At 45.1% G+C, this 18,141-nt stretch carries 18 protein-coding genes; 17 read left to right on the forward strand and 1 reads right to left on the reverse strand.

The window, feature by feature from the left end; translation table 11 throughout:
• Nucleotides 1-6: 6 nt before the first annotated feature.
• From ACJJI8_RS06535 to ACJJI8_RS06610, 16 genes are all read left to right on the forward strand, one after another.
• On the forward strand, nt 7-1,713 hold the full coding sequence (locus ACJJI8_RS06535; protein ID WP_444934578.1) for an ApeI family dehydratase: 1,707 nt from the start codon (nt 7-9) through the stop codon (nt 1,711-1,713).
• Nucleotides 1,706-2,446 carry a glycosyltransferase family 2 protein gene (locus tag ACJJI8_RS06540; protein ID WP_282930482.1) on the forward strand — a complete coding sequence of 247 codons (741 nt, stop codon included), beginning with the start codon at nt 1,706-1,708 and terminating at the stop codon, nt 2,444-2,446. The genes ACJJI8_RS06535 and ACJJI8_RS06540 overlap by 8 nt, the downstream gene beginning before the upstream one ends.
• On the forward strand, nt 2,443-3,366 hold the full coding sequence (locus ACJJI8_RS06545; RefSeq protein WP_282930481.1) for a lysophospholipid acyltransferase family protein: 924 nt from the start codon (nt 2,443-2,445) through the stop codon (nt 3,364-3,366). The genes ACJJI8_RS06540 and ACJJI8_RS06545 overlap by 4 nt, the downstream gene beginning before the upstream one ends.
• Complete coding sequence (locus tag ACJJI8_RS06550; RefSeq protein WP_444934579.1) at nt 3,363-4,922, forward strand: HAL/PAL/TAL family ammonia-lyase; 1,560 nt, start codon at nt 3,363-3,365, stop codon at nt 4,920-4,922. The genes ACJJI8_RS06545 and ACJJI8_RS06550 overlap by 4 nt, the downstream gene beginning before the upstream one ends.
• Nucleotides 4,912-5,346, forward strand: a complete 435-nt coding sequence (locus ACJJI8_RS06555) for an acyl-CoA thioesterase (protein WP_444934580.1) — start codon at nt 4,912-4,914, stop codon at nt 5,344-5,346. The genes ACJJI8_RS06550 and ACJJI8_RS06555 overlap by 11 nt, the downstream gene beginning before the upstream one ends.
• Complete coding sequence (locus tag ACJJI8_RS06560) at nt 5,346-5,963, forward strand: LolA family protein (RefSeq protein WP_444906737.1); 618 nt, start codon at nt 5,346-5,348, stop codon at nt 5,961-5,963. Before ACJJI8_RS06555 ends, ACJJI8_RS06560 begins: the two co-directional genes overlap by 1 nt.
• Before the next feature lie 4 nt (nt 5,964-5,967).
• Nucleotides 5,968-8,232 carry an MMPL family transporter gene (locus tag ACJJI8_RS06565; protein ID WP_444934581.1) on the forward strand — a complete coding sequence of 755 codons (2,265 nt, stop codon included), beginning with the start codon at nt 5,968-5,970 and terminating at the stop codon, nt 8,230-8,232.
• Between the two features lie 3 nt (nt 8,233-8,235).
• Nucleotides 8,236-9,465, forward strand: a complete 1,230-nt coding sequence (locus tag ACJJI8_RS06570; RefSeq protein ID WP_444934582.1) for an NAD(P)/FAD-dependent oxidoreductase — start codon at nt 8,236-8,238, stop codon at nt 9,463-9,465.
• A 35-nt stretch (nt 9,466-9,500) separates the two neighbouring features.
• Complete coding sequence (locus tag ACJJI8_RS06575; protein WP_444934583.1) at nt 9,501-10,001, forward strand: ApeN family LolB-like membrane protein; 501 nt, start codon at nt 9,501-9,503, stop codon at nt 9,999-10,001.
• 2 nt (nt 10,002-10,003) lie between these two features.
• On the forward strand, nt 10,004-11,164 hold the full coding sequence (locus ACJJI8_RS06580; protein WP_444934584.1) for a beta-ketoacyl-ACP synthase: 1,161 nt from the start codon (nt 10,004-10,006) through the stop codon (nt 11,162-11,164).
• A 5-nt stretch (nt 11,165-11,169) separates the two neighbouring features.
• A complete protein-coding gene (locus ACJJI8_RS06585) occupies nt 11,170-11,616 on the forward strand; it encodes a hotdog family protein (RefSeq protein WP_413663951.1) in 447 nt (148 codons plus the stop codon).
• Nucleotides 11,617-12,345: a 3-oxoacyl-ACP reductase FabG gene (gene fabG / locus ACJJI8_RS06590; protein ID WP_282930472.1), complete on the forward strand. Its 729-nt coding sequence runs from the start codon at nt 11,617-11,619 to the stop codon at nt 12,343-12,345. It begins immediately after the preceding gene.
• A complete protein-coding gene (locus ACJJI8_RS06595; protein WP_444906732.1) occupies nt 12,345-13,571 on the forward strand; it encodes a beta-ketoacyl-ACP synthase in 1,227 nt (408 codons plus the stop codon). Before fabG ends, ACJJI8_RS06595 begins: the two co-directional genes overlap by 1 nt.
• Nucleotides 13,572-13,607: 36 nt before the next feature.
• A complete protein-coding gene (locus ACJJI8_RS06600) occupies nt 13,608-14,141 on the forward strand; it encodes an acyloxyacyl hydrolase (protein WP_444934585.1) in 534 nt (177 codons plus the stop codon).
• A gap of 209 nt (nt 14,142-14,350) precedes the next feature.
• A complete protein-coding gene (locus ACJJI8_RS06605; RefSeq protein WP_444934586.1) occupies nt 14,351-14,983 on the forward strand; it encodes a sulfotransferase family protein in 633 nt (210 codons plus the stop codon).
• Between the two features lie 465 nt (nt 14,984-15,448).
• A complete protein-coding gene (locus ACJJI8_RS06610) occupies nt 15,449-15,964 on the forward strand; it encodes a hypothetical protein (RefSeq protein WP_444934587.1) in 516 nt (171 codons plus the stop codon).
• A gap of 367 nt (nt 15,965-16,331) precedes the next feature.
• On the opposite strand, the gene ACJJI8_RS06615 is transcribed toward ACJJI8_RS06610, so the two are convergent.
• On the reverse strand, nt 16,332-17,213 hold the full coding sequence (locus tag ACJJI8_RS06615; RefSeq protein ID WP_444934588.1) for a LysR family transcriptional regulator: 882 nt from the start codon (nt 17,211-17,213) through the stop codon (nt 16,332-16,334).
• Nucleotides 17,214-17,337: 124 nt separating this feature from the next.
• On the opposite strand from ACJJI8_RS06615, the gene ACJJI8_RS06620 reads away from it, so the two are divergent.
• Entirely contained in the window at nt 17,338-18,114 is a 777-nt protein-coding gene (locus ACJJI8_RS06620; RefSeq protein ID WP_413663957.1) for a ferredoxin--NADP reductase, read from the forward strand.
• Nucleotides 18,115-18,141 lie beyond the last annotated feature (27 nt).

Here is an 18,141-nt window from a genome sequence, read left to right on the forward strand (position 1 = left end):
AAGCTCGTGGACAAAGTACAGTTTGAACAGGTGTTTGGTTACTCGAATGACCAAGCAGTAGTTAGCTATTCAAGTCGTGGGGAAATTTCATTCGCACAATTTAAGCGTGAATTGGCATTTGTTGAGCGAAAGCTAAAAAAATCCCTAAGCGAAGCTGGGATCAAAAAAGCTGCCATTTTCTGTGAAGATAGTTACGAGTTTAGTTTACTTTTTTTTGCCGCTATGTCTTGTTGTGAAGTCGTTGTTATTCCGGCAAATAACAAGCGATTTACCCAGCAAAAACTGGGTGAGCAAACTCTATTACTGGGCAGCTGGGAAGACAGCTCGGCATTTAGTATAAATATTCCGGATCAATATAGCGAAGAGCTTTTTGTTCCCAGTTATTTTGATGCTGGTATTCAATTATTCACATCAGGAACCAGTGGTGAACCACAAATCGTTGATAAAACCTTATATCAATTGCTCAACGAGGTTAAGGCCCATAATCTGAAGTGGTCATCCCGGGTGGTTAATACAGCTACTTTGGCAACAGTAAGCCACCAGCATATATATGGCTTACTGTTTAAATTACTGTGGCCGCTAGCCAGCGGGCGTCGATTTGTTAGTAAGACTTATGTGGATATTGTGGGATTACTCCAAGACGCCCAGAAATGGGGGCCTGCCGTGTGGGTTGCAAGCCCTGCACAATTAAGCCGCCGTATTTCTTCCTGGCCATGGGAGTTAGGAAAGTCCTTAGTGGATATCTTTTCTTCTGGGGGGCCTTTACTGGAAGTAGATGCAAAGGCGATTGATCAGTTGTGTGAAATCCAGCCCATAGAGGTCTATGGAAGCACTGAAACCGGGGGGATTGCCTGGCGTAATCAATTGCGTCAGAAAAGTTGGATTCCACTAAAAGGAGTGAACATTGCAAAAAATAGCGATGGGTTACTCAAAGTCTCTTCTCCGTGGTTACCCAAGGAGTTTATTTGTCAGGACAAAGTACAAATAAGTACAGACGGTATGTTCGAACTTAAGGGGCGGGCTGATCGCATTATTAAGATTGAAGAGAAAAGAATTTCTCTTACACAGGTTGAGTCCCTACTAGTTGGTAGCTCATATATTGTAAAAGCCAATGCACTTGTCCTGGAGCGTAAAAGAAAAGTAGTTGCCGCTGTTGCCACACTTACGGAATCCGGGAAAGAACTATTGCAAAAGAAAGGAAAGGCTTCTCTTGTTCGTAAACTTAGAGAAACCCTGGCCAAGGATCTTGATGGCGTGGCTGTGCCACGTTCTTGGCGTTTTGTTGATGAAATTCCCACTAACTTACAGGGAAAAATAACGAGAGACCTGCTAATGCAACTTTTTGATGAAATTCCGGCAGCAATGGTGCCACAGATTATTAGCAGCGAAATATTAGATAATACTCGTCAAGTTAATTTTACGGTTAATGACGATTTGCCTTGCTTGGATGGTCATTTTGAAGGCTCACCGGTAGTGCCGGGAGTGGTACAGCTGGATTGGGCTATGCATTTTGGCCGCCCACTTGTAAAAGCCGGCAGTACGTTTACCCAAATGGAAGTGATTAAATTTAAGCAGTTAATGATGCCCGGTGATGCTGTCACTTTATCTTTGGAGTTCAGCCAGGAAAAGAACAAATTAAATTATTCTTTTCGAAACACTCAAGATGGCAATATAGAATATAGCAGTGGTAGGTTGTGCTTCAGCCATGTCTAACTTTTGTTTTGTAATACCCGTTTATAATCATGAGGGGGCGATCGCACAGACGCTGGCATCTCTGGATGGCTTTAACCTGCCTTACATTCTGGTAGATGATGGCTGTGATAAACCCTGTAGAATTGAACTACAACGCTTAGAGCAGAGCTATGGTCCCCGGGTTCACTTGGTTGTTCGCCAGGCTAATGGTGGAAAAGGTGCTGCGGTAAAAAGTGGTCTGCGAGCTGCGAAAGAGCTTGGATATAGTCATGGAATTCAAGTCGATGCCGATGGTCAACACAGCCCCGCTGACATACCTCAATTCCTAGAGAAAAGCAGAAAGTGCCCTGATTCACTGATTTGTGGCTATCCGCAATACGATAAATCAGTACCTAAAGTTCGTTTGTGGGGACGCTATCTAACTCATGTATGGATCTGGATTAATACTCTTTCTCTGGAGATTAAGGATTCCATGTGTGGGCTGCGTTGTTATCCCTTATCTCGAACTGTAGATTTGTTAGATAACGAGTATACCGGTGATCGAATGGATTTTGATCCAGAGATCTTGGTACGGTGGTATTGGAGCAAAGGCGGTCTTTGCCAGGTACCTGTTAATGTGAGCTACCCAATAGATGGCGTTTCCCATTTCCGGGGATTTGAGGATAACTTCCTTATATCGGCAATGCACACCCGTCTATTTTTTGGCATGTTGGCCAGAACTCTGCGTATTTCGACAGTAGGGCGAAAAGCGTGAGTAATTTACACTGGTCAAAATACCGGGAACAAGGCTTTTTCCTGGGCATCAAGTTCTTATTCTGGTTGCATCACTGGTTGGGTCCGATTGCCTTTAAAGTTGCGGTATACCCGGTAGTTTTATGCTATTACCTAAAAAATCAGAGTGGCCGCAATTCGATCCGTGAGTACTTGGAATTATTCACCAAACGCTACCCATCTAGCGGTATAGAACCGAATTGGAAAACCGGATTTAGAATTTTTCTTAATTTTGCTAACAGCGCTAGAGAAAAGCTTGAAGCCTGGTTTGTGGGTATCCCGGATAGTCAGGTAAATTTCCCAAAAAGAGCGGGTCTTCATCAGTTGGCGGCTAGTGGCCAGGGTGGATTAATAATTGGCTCCCATCTCGGGAACCTGGAGGTTTGCAGAGCGCTTGGCAGCCTGACAAAGGTACGGGTAAATGTGCTAGTGCATACAAAGCATGCGGTGAAATTTAATCGCATGATGAAGATGCTCAATCCCCTGAGTCAAGTACGGCTTATCCAGGTGACAGAAGTAACTCCCGCTCTAGCGATGCGACTCTCCGAGGCTGTTGAAGCCGGGGAGCTGGTTGTTATTGTCGGTGATAGAACACCTATTAACTCTATGGGGCGCACCTGCGAGGCAGAATTCCTAGGGCGAAAAGCGCCTTTTCCCCAGGGGCCATATATTCTTGCTGCGCTGCTCAAATGCCCGGTGTACACGCTTTTCTGTCTGCGCAGTACTTCCGGATACGATATTTATATGGAAAAACTCTGCGATCGCGTTGTGATGAAACGCGGTGACAGAGAGGGGCATATTCGCTCTCTTGTCGAGGAGTTTGCACGACGGTTGGAACGCTATTGTCATATAGCACCTTTGCAATGGTATAACTTTTACCCGTTCTGGGATCAGCAAAAATGAATTCAGCAGTACTACAACGAACCCAAATAGTCTTTGATGGCACAGATCTATCTATTGATCAGGTAAACACCATTGCAGCTGGCCGTGGCGATATCTCTCTATCTGATGAAGAGGGCTTTGTCGCAAGGATAAATCGCGGTGCCGAGTTCCTGGATAGCCTTTGGCAGAAGGAAGGTGTGATCTACGGAGTAACCACTGGATATGGTGATTCCTGTACCGAAAGTATTCCAGCAGACCTGGTGGAAGAGTTACCTCATCGGTTATTTACCTTCCATGGTTGTGGAATGGGGGAAGTCTTTACTCTTGAGCAAAGTAGAGCGATTGTTGCTGCCCGGATTGCCAGCCTTGCAAAGGGCAGTTCAGGGGTCCGATATCGGCTGTTGCAGCAATTGGTTTTGTTACTTCAGAAAGACATTATTCCGGTAATTCCCCAAGAGGGTTCTGTGGGAGCCAGTGGCGACTTGACCCCACTGTCTTATGTTGCTGCGGTTTTGTGCGGGGAGCGCAAAGTTTGGTACCGAGGCCACCAGAGAGATACTGCTGAGGTATTCGATGAATTACAGATTGAGCCATTAAAGCTACATCCAAAAGAGGGTTTAGCAATAATGAATGGCACCGCCGCAATGACTGGCTTGGCGTGCTTAGCCTACAAACGGGCAGAGTATCTAGCACAGCTGAGTGCTCGTATTACCTCCATGATGAGCATTGCACTGGATGGCAATGCCTATCATTTCGATAGCGCGCTTTTTGCAGTGAAGCCTCACCCCGGTCAAAACCAGATTGCAAAGTGGATTCATGACGATCTCAATGTTGGTGCTGCTCCAAGACAAAATAGCCGATTGCAGGATCGCTATTCACTTCGGTGCGCTCCCCACGTAGTGGGTGTATTACAGGACTCTCTGCCCTGGCTCCAGCAGTTTATTCATAACGAACTAAACAGTGCCAATGATAACCCGATCATCGATGCTGAAAACGAGAGGGTGCTTCATGGTGGGCACTTCTATGGTGGGCATATAGCCTTCGCCATGGATAGCCTGAAGAATGCGGTAGCAAACCTCTCTGACTTACTGGATCGACAAATAGCCCAACTGGTAGACGTTAAGTTCAATAATGGACTCCCGGCAAACCTATCAGGTGTAACCGGGCCTCGAAGATCGATTAACCATGGCTTTAAGGCTGTTCAAATTGGTGTGAGTGCCTGGACTGCTGAAGCACTAAAGCAGACCATGCCCGCAAGCGTTTTTTCCAGATCAACGGAGTGTCATAACCAGGATAAGGTCAGTATGGGCACCATTGCTGCCAGGGACTGTATCAGGGTATTACAGTTAACGGAGCAAACAACCGCAGCGGCACTGATGGTTGCTTGGCAGGGCATTCAGCTTCGAGTTCGTAGTGGAGGAGTGGATTTGGAAAAATTATCTACCGCTCTTAATACCACAATCAGGCAGATAGGAGATGAATTTTCTTTTCTGGAGGAAGATAGAGAGCTTGAACAGCCATTGAGAAAATTCGTTTCGTTAATTCAGCAAAGACATTGGCGCTTATATGAAAACTAATAAACCTATGCGCCCTGAAAAATGGACAGCACAAGTTGAACTACAAATTCCTTTCCACGATGTGGATATGATGGAGATAGCTTGGCATGGGCATTATGCAAAGTACTTTGAAATAGCCCGATGTGCATTGTTTGATCAGTTGGAATATAACTACCAACAGATGAAGGAATCAGGTTTTGCCTGGCCGGTCATAGATTTGCGCGTACGATATGCCAAGCCTTTGCGATTTCAGCAGTGGATTGTTATTCGCGCTGAGGTTTCTGAATATGAAAATCGATTTAAGATCAATTATACGATAACAGATAGAGATACCGGTGTACGCTTAACAAAAGGACATACCGTACAGGTAGCTGTCGAAATAAGCAGTGCCGAAATGCTGTTTGCATCGCCTTCAATTTTGCTGGAAAAATTGGGGGTAAATTAGTGATGACTGCCAAGCGCTTGGTTTTATTTTTTATTTGTTTTCTATTTTCCACAGTAACTTCTGCTTTGACTTCGGAGCAGCAGGCAGTTTTGCGGGAGATAGAGAAAAATATTGTGTCATCTCCACAGATGCTTGGCACTTTTTCCCAGACAAAGAGGCTGCCCCAATTGCCCAGGCCTCTGGTTTCTTCAGGCATCCTGGCTATTTCTGAAGAGTTAGGATTAAGCTGGCGAATAGAGAATCCAATAGAATCCCATCGAATATTTAAGCTAGATGATGCTGATTCTGGGAATCGGGTCAATAGCAATATTGTAGGAAATCATGTGGCTGATCCTCTATTAAAGATTATCAGTGGTGATTTTAGCGAACTGGATCAGACTTTTACGGTGGGACCACAGATCGCAGAAGAGCAATGGAGAATTAACTTAATTCCCAAGCAAGAGGCTTTTAGAAAGGTTATTGAATCAATAGAAGTCGTGGGAGACAAAAAGATTCGGAAAATAGTACTAGCTGAAGCCAACATGGCAATTACTGAAATAGATATTTTGAATTTACATTCAGTTGAAGCTAATAACAGTCAACTACTGAGTGAATTCTCAGAAGATAACCAGAAATAATCTCATGTCACGTCGAGTTGTTATTTGGCTTTCCTTTGTTAGTGTAATTATTGGGATAACTGTATTACGCTATCAATCCAGCTGGCTACAAACAGATATTTTGTTATTAGCTGAAAATAACTCCGACTCGGTAAGTAGTGCTGGCATCCAGAAAAAAGTCAGTCAGCAATTACAGGGAAGTTTAATTTGGGTTTTAGTTTCTGAAGGAAAAGAATCACAACATCTGGCCAGGCATACCCAAGAGTTGGCGCAGAAACTAAAGGCCGCTAAATCTTTAGAGTCTGTTGAATATCGTTGGGCCGATTCTGAAAGCTATAAAGAGGAGTGGGAGCTGCTCTTTCCTCTGCGCCAACAGCTACTCAGCCCTGAAGATAGGGCGTTATTAGACGCTACGCCAGAGGAACTTATACAGCGTCAATTGAGTAAATTATACGGGCCTGACGGCGCTGGAATTGATTTGGAGAAAGATACTTTCTCAACTTTTCGCAATTACTTTACCGCTGATATTGAAGTTACTCCACAAGTCTTTGATGGAATTCCGGTACATACAGAAGGACATAAAGTTTTTACCCTGCTTTATACGCTGGCCGCACCAGTTGATTTGACTGGAGAGAGCGATATATCACTTCTTTCTTTACAGTCAGAATTAAAGCAATGGGCTCAAAAAAATGGTTATTCGCTGCTGGTAGCTGGAGCCCCCCTGCATACAGAGTATGCTGCTGCTATGGCACAGGATGAAATACGCCTGATTGGCTCCCTTTCGATCCTTGCTATTTGCTGTCTATGTATTGTTGTCTTTCGCTCATTAAAACCTCTACTAGCCTGTACATTCGCAATTCTATGTGGCGTGGCCAGTGGTATATCTGGTGTTATTATTATTTTGGGCCAAATTCATATACTGGCTTTTGTATTTGGTACAACGGTTTCTGGATTGGCGATTGACTACGCATTTCACTTTATTTGTAATAGATTGAGGCTGGGCAAGCCAAAAGATAAGGATATATTACCTGGGCTATTGCTGGGCTTGATATCAAGCTGCTTGGCATTTTTCTCTCTTGCATTAACACCTTTTCCGCTTTTACAACAAATAGGGGTTTTTGTCGGCTGTGGTTTAATAGGGGCTTGGTTGACTGTGATCCTGCTATTCCCACGCTGGATTAATATTAAGCATAGGCCTTTATCGTTTTCCAGTCAGTTTCCTAAACTCAATATTAGGTACTACCTGTTTCCATTGGTTGGGCTGTTGATGTTTGGATCTGCGGCGCTTCAGAAAATTCAATTTAATGATGACCTAAAACTGTTTTACCAGCCTCCAGAATTTCTTACACAAGATGAAATAGAGCTAAATTCTCTGATTAAATCCCGGCCAGACTCCCGTTATTTTTTGGTTTTTGGTGAAGATGAACAACAGGTATTAACACGAGAATGGGAACTTAGAAATCAACTAGGCTATTTAGTAGAAAAGGAAATTATTAGTGGTTTTCAGGGGGTAACTAACCGGATACCTCCAAAAGAGGTTCAAGAAGCTGACTGGAAGTTATTGTCGAAGTTTTACAGTGGGGATGCTGTCAGGTCTTTTTATCAGCAATTGGGTTATTCTGAACAAGATATTAACCAGCAGTTAAGTTCTAAAATACAGCCATTCAATACCTTTAATTTCTCTGAATGGTTGCCAGTTGCAGGTCGGCAATATAAAGGACTATGGTTGGGTTGTGAAAATAATCACTGTTATTCTGTGGTACGTATTTATGGCTTAAAAGAAGATTTGTCATCTTTAGAGTTACTGCCTGGAGTAACCTATGTTGATACTACCAGAAGTATCTCTAATGTTATGTCACAACAGCGTGATCTGTTGCTGCAATTACTGCCATTAATATTCATTGTTGTATTTCTGGTAACTGCAACTAAAACAGGAATAAAACAAGCCTTAAGTATAGTTGCACTTCCATCCAGCGCAGTACTAGGCACCCTGGCGATAGTGATTTTACAGGGATCAGCAATTAATTTATTTCATGTTGCGGCTTTATTACTTGTCTTTGGTATTGGTATAGATTACGCAATATTTAGCCATACAAGCAGGAAGGCTGAGCAGCATTATACCCTGCTGGCGATAGCTATGGCTGGGTTAACAACTTTTTTAGGGTTTGGTTTGTTAGCATTGTCTGGCACACCGGCGATAGCAAATTTTGGGTTAGTCCTGGCTGTGGGCACAGTATTAACTTTGTTGTTGGCATTTTTATTTTTTTGTACACGGGGTAAGGGATATTAGCCAATGAAAGAAATTAAGTCTGACGTTGTTATTATTGGTGCCGGTCCTGCCGGAGCTATCGCAGGTGCGTTATTGGCTAAAAAAGGTTGGCAAGTTTCGATAGTTGAGCGGGAAGAATTTCCTCGCTTTTCTATTGGTGAAAGCCTACTGGCTCAATGTATCGAGTATCTTGAAAAAGCAGATATGTTAGAAGCTGTGAAATCAGCGGGCTTTCAATATAAAAATGGTGCTGCTTTTGAGTGGGATGGTGCTCGTACATCATTTGATTTCCGGGAGAAGTTCTCCCCTGGGCATGGCACCACCTTCCAGGTACAGCGAGCTAAGTTTGATAAAATCCTGGCTGATGAAGCAGAGCGCCAGGGTGTTAAGGTCTATTATCGCCATTCTGTAGTGTCAGTTGATATTGCTGAGAATAACGCAAAGTTAATTGCCGAGAATGACGGCGAAAACCTGGTTTTCCAGGCGCGCTTTGTATTGGATGCCAGTGGCTTTGGCAGAGTTTTACCGCGATTACTTGATCTCGATCGTCCGTCAGAGTTTCCTGTTCGAGAATCCGTATTTACACATGTTGAAGACAATATTGATGATAGCCATTTTGACCGGGATAAAATCTTAATCACTGTGCATCCCAGTGAGCGGGATATTTGGTACTGGTTGATTCCCTTTGCAGATGGAAGAGCTTCTATTGGGGTTGTAGGTGAGAAAGAAAAGATTTCGACCTGGGGGCAGGATCCGGAACAGATATTGAAAGGGGCTATTGCCTCCGCCCCCGAGTTGGCAAAAACTCTGCGCAATGCCAAATTCGATACGGAAATACAACGTATTCGTGGATATTCCAGTGATGTGACCAAACTGGCTGGCCCTGGTTTTGCGCTTTTGGGGAATGCCGGAGAATTTCTAGACCCGGTGTTTTCATCCGGTGTTACCATTGCAATGAAATCCTCAGAGTTAGCAGTTGAGTGCCTGCATCGCCAGCTCTCAGGGGAAGCGGTTGATTGGAATGAAGGGTTTGTTGAACCCCTGAAGCATGGTGTGGAAGTTTTTAAAACCTATGTCAAAGCTTGGTATGACGGTCGTTTCCAGGATGTAATTTTTTATCAAACCGACCAAAAAGAAATAAAAGGCATGATTTGCTCAATCTTGGCTGGTTATGCATGGGATAAAAAAAATCCGTTTGTTGCCGCTGCTGAGCGTCGATTGAATACGCTGGTAGAAATATGTTCCGCCAAGTAATACTGTTTTTGAGCTTTCTTACTCTGGTGGGGTGTATGTCCACAGGGGGGAGGAAAGAAGAGCTGCAAAGTTGGCCTTTGGCCCCGTTATTGAGCGAGGGACCGCGCCAGCTCAATCAACATTTACGCATTGTCTATCAAGGCGATGAGTATGAATTGATGGCGGCTACTTTCCACACTATGGAGAGTTTAAAGCTATCTCTTCTCAGCCCTGAAGGGATAAGCCTGCTGGATGTTACATACGATGGTAATGAGGTCAGCACCCATTACCACATGAGTAGAGCAGAGAGAGTGCCACCAGAGAAATTGCTGGCAGATATCCAGTTTGTATACTGGCCAATTGCCCAGCTTCGTGAAGTATTGCCCGTAGGCTGGAATTTGGACGAGGCTATTGTCGAGGGAATTTACACGCGAAAACTCTCACGCAATGGTGAAGTGAATTCAGTGGCTCGCTATAGCAGTAAAGATATTTGGAAGGCCCAAATTGAGCTGGAGCACAAACTACTGGGTTATAGGTTAAGCATTAGGAATTTCTAAGTATGAAAAATTTCTATCTTAATCATATGGGGATCATCTGCACTCTGGGAAATACTGCTGAGGCAGTAGCTAATTCCTTGTTCGGTGATGAGAGTTCTCATATGCAGGTCGATGAAACCTATTTGCCACAATACCGGGGGAATCTGGGTATTGTGCAGGGGAAGCTGCCTGATTTACCGAGTTCGTTGCAAGATTACCACTGCCGCAATAACCAGCTGGCTATGGCTGTACTGACTCAAATTGAAAGTGCAGTCGCTGAACTAATAGAAAAACATGGTGCGGGCCGAATTGGCGTTGTGATGGGAACCTCAACCTCGGGAATAGACTCAGGTGAGGCCTACTTAAGTGGTGAGCAAGAGACCGGATATAATTATCGGCTTCAACAGCAAATGGCTGGTTTGAGTACCTTTGTTGCGAAGTACCTGGGAATCCAAGGCGTTCAGCTCACCGTCTCCACAGCTTGCTCGTCCAGTGCCAATGCTTTTGCCAGTGCCCGGCGCCTTATCTCAACCGGTACTTGTGATGCCGTTGTTGTTGGCGGTGTGGACTCCCTCTGTGGCATGACAGTCCGGGGTTTTCATAGCCTGGGGGCACTTAGTGCCGGCCAGACCAATCCTTTCAGCGTTAATCGGGATGGTATTAACCTCGGGGAAGCTGGAGCAATGTTTGTGCTGAGCAAAGAGCCTGGTCCTGTGGTTCTATCCGGTGTTGCTGCCACGTCAGATGCCCACCATATGTCGGCCCCAGACCCAGAAGGACGTGGTGCGGAAGCCTGTATGCGCGGGGCTCTGGAGAATGCTGGCTTGGATACCGCCGACATTGATTATCTGAATCTTCATGGTACGGGAACGCCACATAACGACTCTATGGAGGCTCTAGCCGTTGAAAGAGTGTTTGGAAGCCAGCTACCGTGTTCTTCCACAAAACCTCTCACCGGGCACACACTCGGTGCTGCAGGCGCTCTTGAAGCGGCTTTTTGTTGGCTTGCCTTACAATATGATCAATTTCCCCGCCATCAGTATGATGGCCACTATGATCCGGAGATCGTGCGACTGAACCTGTATCAAGGCCACGAGGCTCCTGGAAAATTGCGCTATGTAATGAGTAACTCTTTTGCCTTTGGTGGGAGTAATTGCTCGGTAATCTTGGGCAGTCAGAGGTAGAATAGATGCACAAATATACTGCTGAAGAACTGGTTCCACACAGTGGAAATATGTCACTTCTCGATGAAGTGATCTCTGTAGGCGAGGAGCAGCTACAGGCAAAGTTGCGAGTTCGTGATGATGGAATATTTTCCCGCAACGGTCGTGTTCCCGCTTACGTGGGTATTGAATATATGGCCCAATCCATCGCAGCTTTCTCCGGATATCATGCAAAAGAACAGGGAAAAGACGTTCGCCTGGGTTTTTTACTGGGTACTCGCAAGTTCCTGTCAAATATCGAGAGTTATCGCTGCGGGGAAGAATTAACAATTGATGTCCAGCGCATTCTCCAGGCTGAAAATGGCATGGCGACATTTGAGTGTGTGATAACCGGCTCATCTATCGAGCAGAGCGCGCGGCTTAATGTTTATCAGCCGGATAACGTAGAACAGTACTTGAAGGAAAGAAACTAAATGTCAGAGTGGGTTTTAGTTACCGGTTCCAGTCGTGGTATTGGCCGGGCGATTGCACTTCAGTTAGCTGAAGATGGCTACGATATTGTTTTACATTGCCGCAGCCGCCGTGATCAAGCAGAGGAAACAGCAGAAGAGATTGCTAAGTTAGGGCGAAAAAGCAGAATTTTGCAGTTTGATATTGCCGACCGGGAGCAAGCACGGGATGTCTTATTGGAAGATGTCGAGAGTAATGGCTGCTACTACGGCATTGTGTGCAATGCTGGTGTTACTGCTGACAATGCTTTCCCTGCGATGCCTGCAGAAGATTGGGATTCTGTTGTACACACCAATCTGGATGGTTTCTACAATGTTTTACACCCCTTAACCATGCCAATGGTCAGGCGCCGTGCGCCCGGCCGTATTGTCGTGATGACTTCTGTATCCGGCATTGCTGGAAATCGCGGCCAGGTAAATTACTCCGCATCCAAAGCGGGTTTGATCGGTGCGAGTAAGGCATTGGCGTTGGAGTTAGCCAAGCGAAAGATTACCGTGAATTGTGTTGCTCCGGGCCTCATTGACACCGATATGTTGGATGAAGACTTGCCCGTTGAAGAAATTTTAAAAATGGTGCCTGCCCGCAGAATGGGTAAACCAGAAGAAGTGGCGGCAACTGTAGCGTTCCTGATGCACGAACGTGCCGCTTACATCACCCGTCAAGTTATCTCAGTAAATGGTGGTCTCTGCTAATGAAGCGCGTGGTTGTTACAGGAATGGCCGGAATATCCCCTATCGGCCAGGGTTGGGACTCGGTTAGTCAGGCTTTACAGAGCGGTCTTTCAGGCATTTCCTACATGGAAGACTGGGATAAGTATGAGGGGCTTGAAACCCGACTGGGCGCGCCGGTAAAGGACTTCGAAAAACCGGCTCACTACAACCGTAAACGTGTGCGTAGCATGGGGCGCGTTTCATTAATGGCGGTTCGCGCCAGTGAGATTGCGCTTGAGGATGCGGGATTGTTGGATGACCCCATTCTCAAAAGTGGTGCTGTCGGAGTCTCCTATGGCTCGTCAGCAGGCACTCCGTCAGCAGTGGCTGATTTCGGCAATATGTTGATAAATCACCGCACCGACGGCCTCAATGCGACCAGTTATATAAAAATGATGTCCCATACGGCGGCGGTCAATATTGGGGTATTTTTCGGTTTGTGTGGACGGGTTTATACCACAAGTTCCGCTTGTACCTCTGGAAGCCAGGGGATTGGGTATGCCTATGAGGCAATTCGCAATGGTAGCCAAACCATTATGGTGGCCGGTGGTGCAGAGGAGTTGTGTGCAACTGAGGCTGCGGTCTTTGACACCTTATATGCGACTTCAACAAAGAACGACACCCCTGAATTGTCTCCTCGTCCCTTCGACCGCAACCGGGATGGATTAGTTATCGGCGAGGGCGCCGGTACACTTATCTTGGAAGAGTATGAGCACGCGATTGCCCGTGGAGCCAGGATTTATGCAGAGGTCGTGGGGTTTGGAACCAACTCTGATGGCAGCCACGTTACCCAACCTCAATCGGCAACTATGCAGGTGGCATTGCAGCAGGCAATAGCACAGGCTGGGGTAGAGACTAGCGAAATAGGTTATGTCAGTGCGCATGGCACAGCTACGGACCGAGGCGATATTGCGGAAAGTCACGCAACCCGTAATGCATTTGGGCGTGCAGTACCCATAAGCTCACTTAAGAGCTATACCGGTCATACATTGGGTGCCTGTGGCGCATTGGAGGCTTGGATAAGCATTCAGATGATGCGTAACGGTTGGTTCCATCCCACGATTAATTTGGCAGAGGTTGATTCTGATTGCGCAGAATTAGACTATATCCAGGGCAGTGGAAAGCACATCGATACTGAGTATGTGATGAGTAATAATTTTGCCTTTGGCGGAATCAATACATCTTTAATATTTAAAAGACGTATTTAATTTTTCTCTTAGAGAGCTTTAACCTAGGGATAGCATATGAAGTGGGTACTGGCTGTAGTTTCGACAATTCTTTTGGCTCAGCCAGTTACTGCTGATGAACTCTTAGTGAGTTTTGGCGGTGGCCCGCAACCTGATTCAAGTCAGAATAATAAAACCTACGGGATAGATTATTCCTTTAAAACATTTAAAAAGAGTTACCGTCAGCATATTGATATAGGTGTTAGCTATACTGAGCTAACTACTGATGCTGATGAAAATAAACGTATAAGAGCGTTTTCCATCTATCCTCAATTGAATCTATATCCCAGGCAAAGAAGTTGGGGGCAACCTTATTTCTTTGTTAGAGCGTTGGGTCCTAGCTATATTTCCAGCAACCAATTGGGAAACCGTCGTCAGGATAATAACTTTTCTTTCCAGGCACAGGTTGGATATGCTGCGCGAATTAACTGGAGAGGGAAAGAAGATCTGGTGCTAATGGTTTCCTGGAAACACTTCTCCAACGCCAACCTGTTCAGTGACAATGATGGAATAGATATTCCGCTTGTTGTTAACTTTGGCTTGAAGTTCTAGGGAAGCTCTGAATAACATCTGTGATATTTCAGGCTTACTTGTCAATAATTGTTTATCTGTAATCTACGTTTCTAGCCCATTGATGATAGGCAAGCCTATTTTAGGTAAAGTGAATAGGGCTAATATGAGAGTTTTATTCTTGGTTTTCCTTTGGATTATATAATCGCCAGCGTTAGTTATTTTATGTTTTCGTTTTATGTTTGAATTTTATGAGTGTTAAAATTATTGGTGCGGGATTTGGACGTACAGGAACTTTTTCACTAAAGCTGGCTTTAGAAACTCTGGGTTTTAGCTCATGTCTTCATATGAGTGATTTTGCAGCTTCTCAATCTCTTAGTCAGCACTGGCTAATGGAGATGAATAAGGAATTTCCTGACTGGAAATCTCTTTCAGATAAATATGAGGCAATGCTGGATTGGCCGGTTTGTCTTTTTGTAGAAGAGTTTACTTTAGCAAACCCATCAGCAAAAGTGATCATGACAGAGAGAGATTTTGATGGTTGGTATTCCAGTATGAGTAAAACGGTTTTTCCCGCTCTGTGCTGGGCTAATAACGTTGATTACGAAAGAGCATCATGTTTTATTAAACTTGTAAAAAAATATATAGTAGATAAAACATTTTCTAATGATTTTTCTAAAGATCACGCTCGTATTATATATTATTCCCATATGAATAATATTAAAGAGATTATTCCAGAGAGCAACATTCTGTTTTTAAATGTAAAAGACGGCTGGGAACCTCTTTGTGAATTTTTATCTTGTGAGAAGCCAAATTCTGAATTTCCGAAAGAAAATAAGGCTGCCAATTTCACAAGTCTGTTAAAAGGTCAGGATGAAAAATAAAATGGCTGCTGGGCATAACCTATCTAGAAGATCAGTAGGGCTATAATAAGCTCCTTGGAATTGCTAGATGGAGTTTATTGGTTACTTACGGATAGCGTATTTTAATATCAGTGAAGTAACTTCTTCTCTTAAAGAGCAGGACAAGTGGAGAAGGCCGAAGTTGCGATGTTTTCTTTGAAACAGTGGGAACGACGTGGTTATTGCAGATTAAGGAAACTGAGCATTGATAGTTTTTTAGCGTGGGGTGCGGGCAAATCAGCACATATCTCATGAAGGCTAGGTAAAAGTACTGTCCTTTACAAGGCATTACCAAATAGATACTTTAGGGGCTTTGGGCTGCCAGAATTGGCAGGTAGAAAAAATTGAACTGTCATAGTACGTGCCCCGTATGCTTGATGGTGTAGGAGGAGCACCGAGAGGTGCCACTCCATCTCGATAATGCTGATTACTAAAGGAGAAGTCACTTTGATTTCAAGAGCATTTACCCTCTTTCTAATATCATTCTCAATAATGGCATGTTCAAACAAGCAAACCACTCCGCAAGTATCAGAGTCAGAGATTTCGCCAACGAAAGTACATGATATTTACCTAATGCCAGTGATATTTAGTGATCCGAGCAACCTAGATAAAGTAAAGAATGAGTGTTCAATGCTAGAAATGCTTGAAAATTCAATAATCAATTTTGCCTCGGATCATCAGCTCAATTTTGAATATCTAGAAAGTGAAGCAAAGATAAGTACAGACGCGATAAGAGTAAAGGTTGAATTTACAGAAGTTATTCCTCATAGATGGACTTTTATGGCAGTTAGACCTAGCTCAACTGCTAGCTTTCGTATCTCTATCTATCAGAATGGAAAACTCTCAAGTGAAATCACAAAATCCATTGGCTCAGGCATGGCATTTGGAGCTTGTGACAGGCTTGAAAAGATATCTACGGCTACAGGTCGTTATGTAAATAAATGGGTTTCTAGGCAAATTTAGGGCTCGCAATCGAGCAGCTGAAGGTATCTAACCTACAGCCCCCAACGCCCTGCATGCGGATTCGCACAGGGCGTTTCACTCAGGATATGATCCTATCATCGCGAAGTGCATACAATCCTTCGGATCTTAAATGCGTATCAGATAATGCTTGGTTGATCCCCGGAGTTTTTAAACTACACTACAGTTCTTTGCTTGTAATGCCACTTACAACTGCGTCCTCTATCTTCATAACAGCTTTAATCATCTGCAACCAAAAATTGAATGCAGGGATTGAATATATATTCTTTACTCTAATAATAAAAAGTTAGACATTAGAGCATTGAGTTTGAGACTTTATAAAGCGAAATTGGTTACTGAAAGGGCTATATCAATCTTCATTCTTACACAGTTCTATCCACCGCTTAATCCCCGCACTTCTATACTTTTGTCTCTGCAAGGCAAAATAGAACTCCCGCTGAAAGTTTCTTTGTGGCACTGACAGCTCAATTAAAGAGCCCCGCTTTAAGGCGTCGGATAAAGACACCCGGGAAAGGCAGCTGATTCCCAATCCCGCTTCTACGGCTCGCTTGATCGCTTCTGTATGCTGCAATTCCAATAGGATATGTAGTTGTGGCAATAGCCCTGCCATGGCTCTTTCAAAAGTCTGTCGCGTTCCAGAGCCCGATTCCCGGGTGATCCAGGTTGCACTGATCAGGTCTTTATCGGCGAGGCGCTTGCGGCCTGCCAAAGGGTGGTTTGGTGCACAGAAAACAACCAGCTCATCATGGCGCCAGGGGATGATTTCCAGATCCGGGTGATTGATCTCTCCTTCAATTAATCCCAGGTCCAATTCAAAATTGAGCACCCTCTCGGCAATCGCTGCGGTATTGGCAACTTCCAGTTGTACTTGAGTACCGGGCTGCTCTTCCATATAACGAGCCATCACGCTGGCAGTCAGGTAGTTGCCAATGGTCAGGGTGGCTCCGATCTTCAGGCTTCCCAGTTCCCGGTGAGTGGCCAGTGTCTGCTCAAGTTCCTGGGCTCGCTCCAGGAGTTCTTCCGCCCTTGGCCACAATTGCCGTCCCAGTTCATTGAGACGCAATCGCTTACCGGTGCGCTCGAACAGGCGCAACTCAAACTGCTGTTCAAACTCTTTCAGCGCTGTGGAGGCTGCGGACTGGGACATACTCAGGCTCTCCGCAGCACGACTGACATTTTCGTGATGGGCACAGGCAAGGAACACCTCTAACTGGCGGAGCGTGTAGCGCAAAGGGATATCTCCAGTTGATCGTTAAAATAGATAAGGAATATCGAAATATCCCACTTTGCCAATAGATCTTCTAGGGCTAAAATTCAACTATCAAGAGACTCGTGGAATAACCGGTTTTAAGTTTATGTCCAAATTGAATATAGAGAAGGTGTTGGAAGTCCATCACTGGAACGACACACTGTTTAGCTTCAAGACCACCCGGGATTCGGGTTTTCGCTTTGAGAACGGACATTTCACGATGATCGGTTTGCAGCAGGACAATGGCCGTCCACTGCTGCGCGCCTACTCTATTGCTAGTGCCAACTACGAAGATGAGTTGGAATTCTTCAGTATCAAGGTTCCCGATGGCCCCCTGACCTCCCGCCTGCAGAAGATTAAGCCGGGCGATGAGATCTACGTGAGCCAAAAACCCACCGGTACTCTGGTGGCGGACCACCTGCTGCCGGGCAAACGCCTGTGGTTGCTGTCCACGGGTACTGGCTTGGCACCTTTCATGAGCATCATCAAAGATCCCACGGTCTACGAGCGTTTTGACCAGGTAATCCTTACTCACGGTGTTCGCTATGTTTCTGAGCTGGCTTACCAGGAGCAGATCGAGAACGAATTGCCGGAACACGAGTACTTTGGCGAGATGGTACGCGAGCAACTGCTTTACTACCCAACCGTGACCCGTGAGCCCTATCGGAATACTGGCCGCCTGACTGATCTCATGCTGTCCGGAAAGCTTTTCACCGATCTGGGTGTGCCCAAGCCGAGTGTTGAGGAAGATCGCTTTATGCTGTGCGGCAGCCCGGCAATGCTGAAGGATCTCACCAATATCCTCGATGACTGGGGATTCAAGGAGACCCGCGCAGGTGTACCTCACGAGTATGTGATTGAGCGCGCTTTCGTCGAAAAATAAGTTGGTCAGTCCAGCGATAAAAAAACC

The organism is Microbulbifer maximicatervae (SeqCode) (assembly GCF_052467695.1).

What these genes read in the sequence shown, in the direction of transcription:
- ACJJI8_RS06580 (WP_444934584.1), top strand. Translation starts at nt 10,004, where the DNA reads ATGAAAAATTTCTATCTTAATCATATGGGGATCATCTGCACTCTGGGA.
- ACJJI8_RS06585 (WP_413663951.1), top strand. Translation starts at nt 11,170, where the DNA reads ATGCACAAATATACTGCTGAAGAACTGGTTCCACACAGTGGAAATATG.
- ACJJI8_RS06620 (WP_413663957.1), top strand. Translation starts at nt 17,338, where the DNA reads ATGTCCAAATTGAATATAGAGAAGGTGTTGGAAGTCCATCACTGGAAC.
- ACJJI8_RS06555 (WP_444934580.1), top strand. Translation starts at nt 4,912, where the DNA reads ATGAAAACTAATAAACCTATGCGCCCTGAAAAATGGACAGCACAAGTT.
- ACJJI8_RS06550 (WP_444934579.1), top strand. Translation starts at nt 3,363, where the DNA reads ATGAATTCAGCAGTACTACAACGAACCCAAATAGTCTTTGATGGCACA.
- ACJJI8_RS06540 (WP_282930482.1), top strand. Translation starts at nt 1,706, where the DNA reads ATGTCTAACTTTTGTTTTGTAATACCCGTTTATAATCATGAGGGGGCG.
- ACJJI8_RS06575 (WP_444934583.1), top strand. Translation starts at nt 9,501, where the DNA reads ATGTCCACAGGGGGGAGGAAAGAAGAGCTGCAAAGTTGGCCTTTGGCC.
- ACJJI8_RS06605 (WP_444934586.1), top strand. Translation starts at nt 14,351, where the DNA reads ATGAGTGTTAAAATTATTGGTGCGGGATTTGGACGTACAGGAACTTTT.
- fabG (WP_282930472.1), top strand. Translation starts at nt 11,617, where the DNA reads ATGTCAGAGTGGGTTTTAGTTACCGGTTCCAGTCGTGGTATTGGCCGG.
- ACJJI8_RS06600 (WP_444934585.1), top strand. Translation starts at nt 13,608, where the DNA reads ATGAAGTGGGTACTGGCTGTAGTTTCGACAATTCTTTTGGCTCAGCCA.
- ACJJI8_RS06565 (WP_444934581.1), top strand. Translation starts at nt 5,968, where the DNA reads ATGTCACGTCGAGTTGTTATTTGGCTTTCCTTTGTTAGTGTAATTATT.
- ACJJI8_RS06595 (WP_444906732.1), top strand. Translation starts at nt 12,345, where the DNA reads ATGAAGCGCGTGGTTGTTACAGGAATGGCCGGAATATCCCCTATCGGC.
- ACJJI8_RS06570 (WP_444934582.1), top strand. Translation starts at nt 8,236, where the DNA reads ATGAAAGAAATTAAGTCTGACGTTGTTATTATTGGTGCCGGTCCTGCC.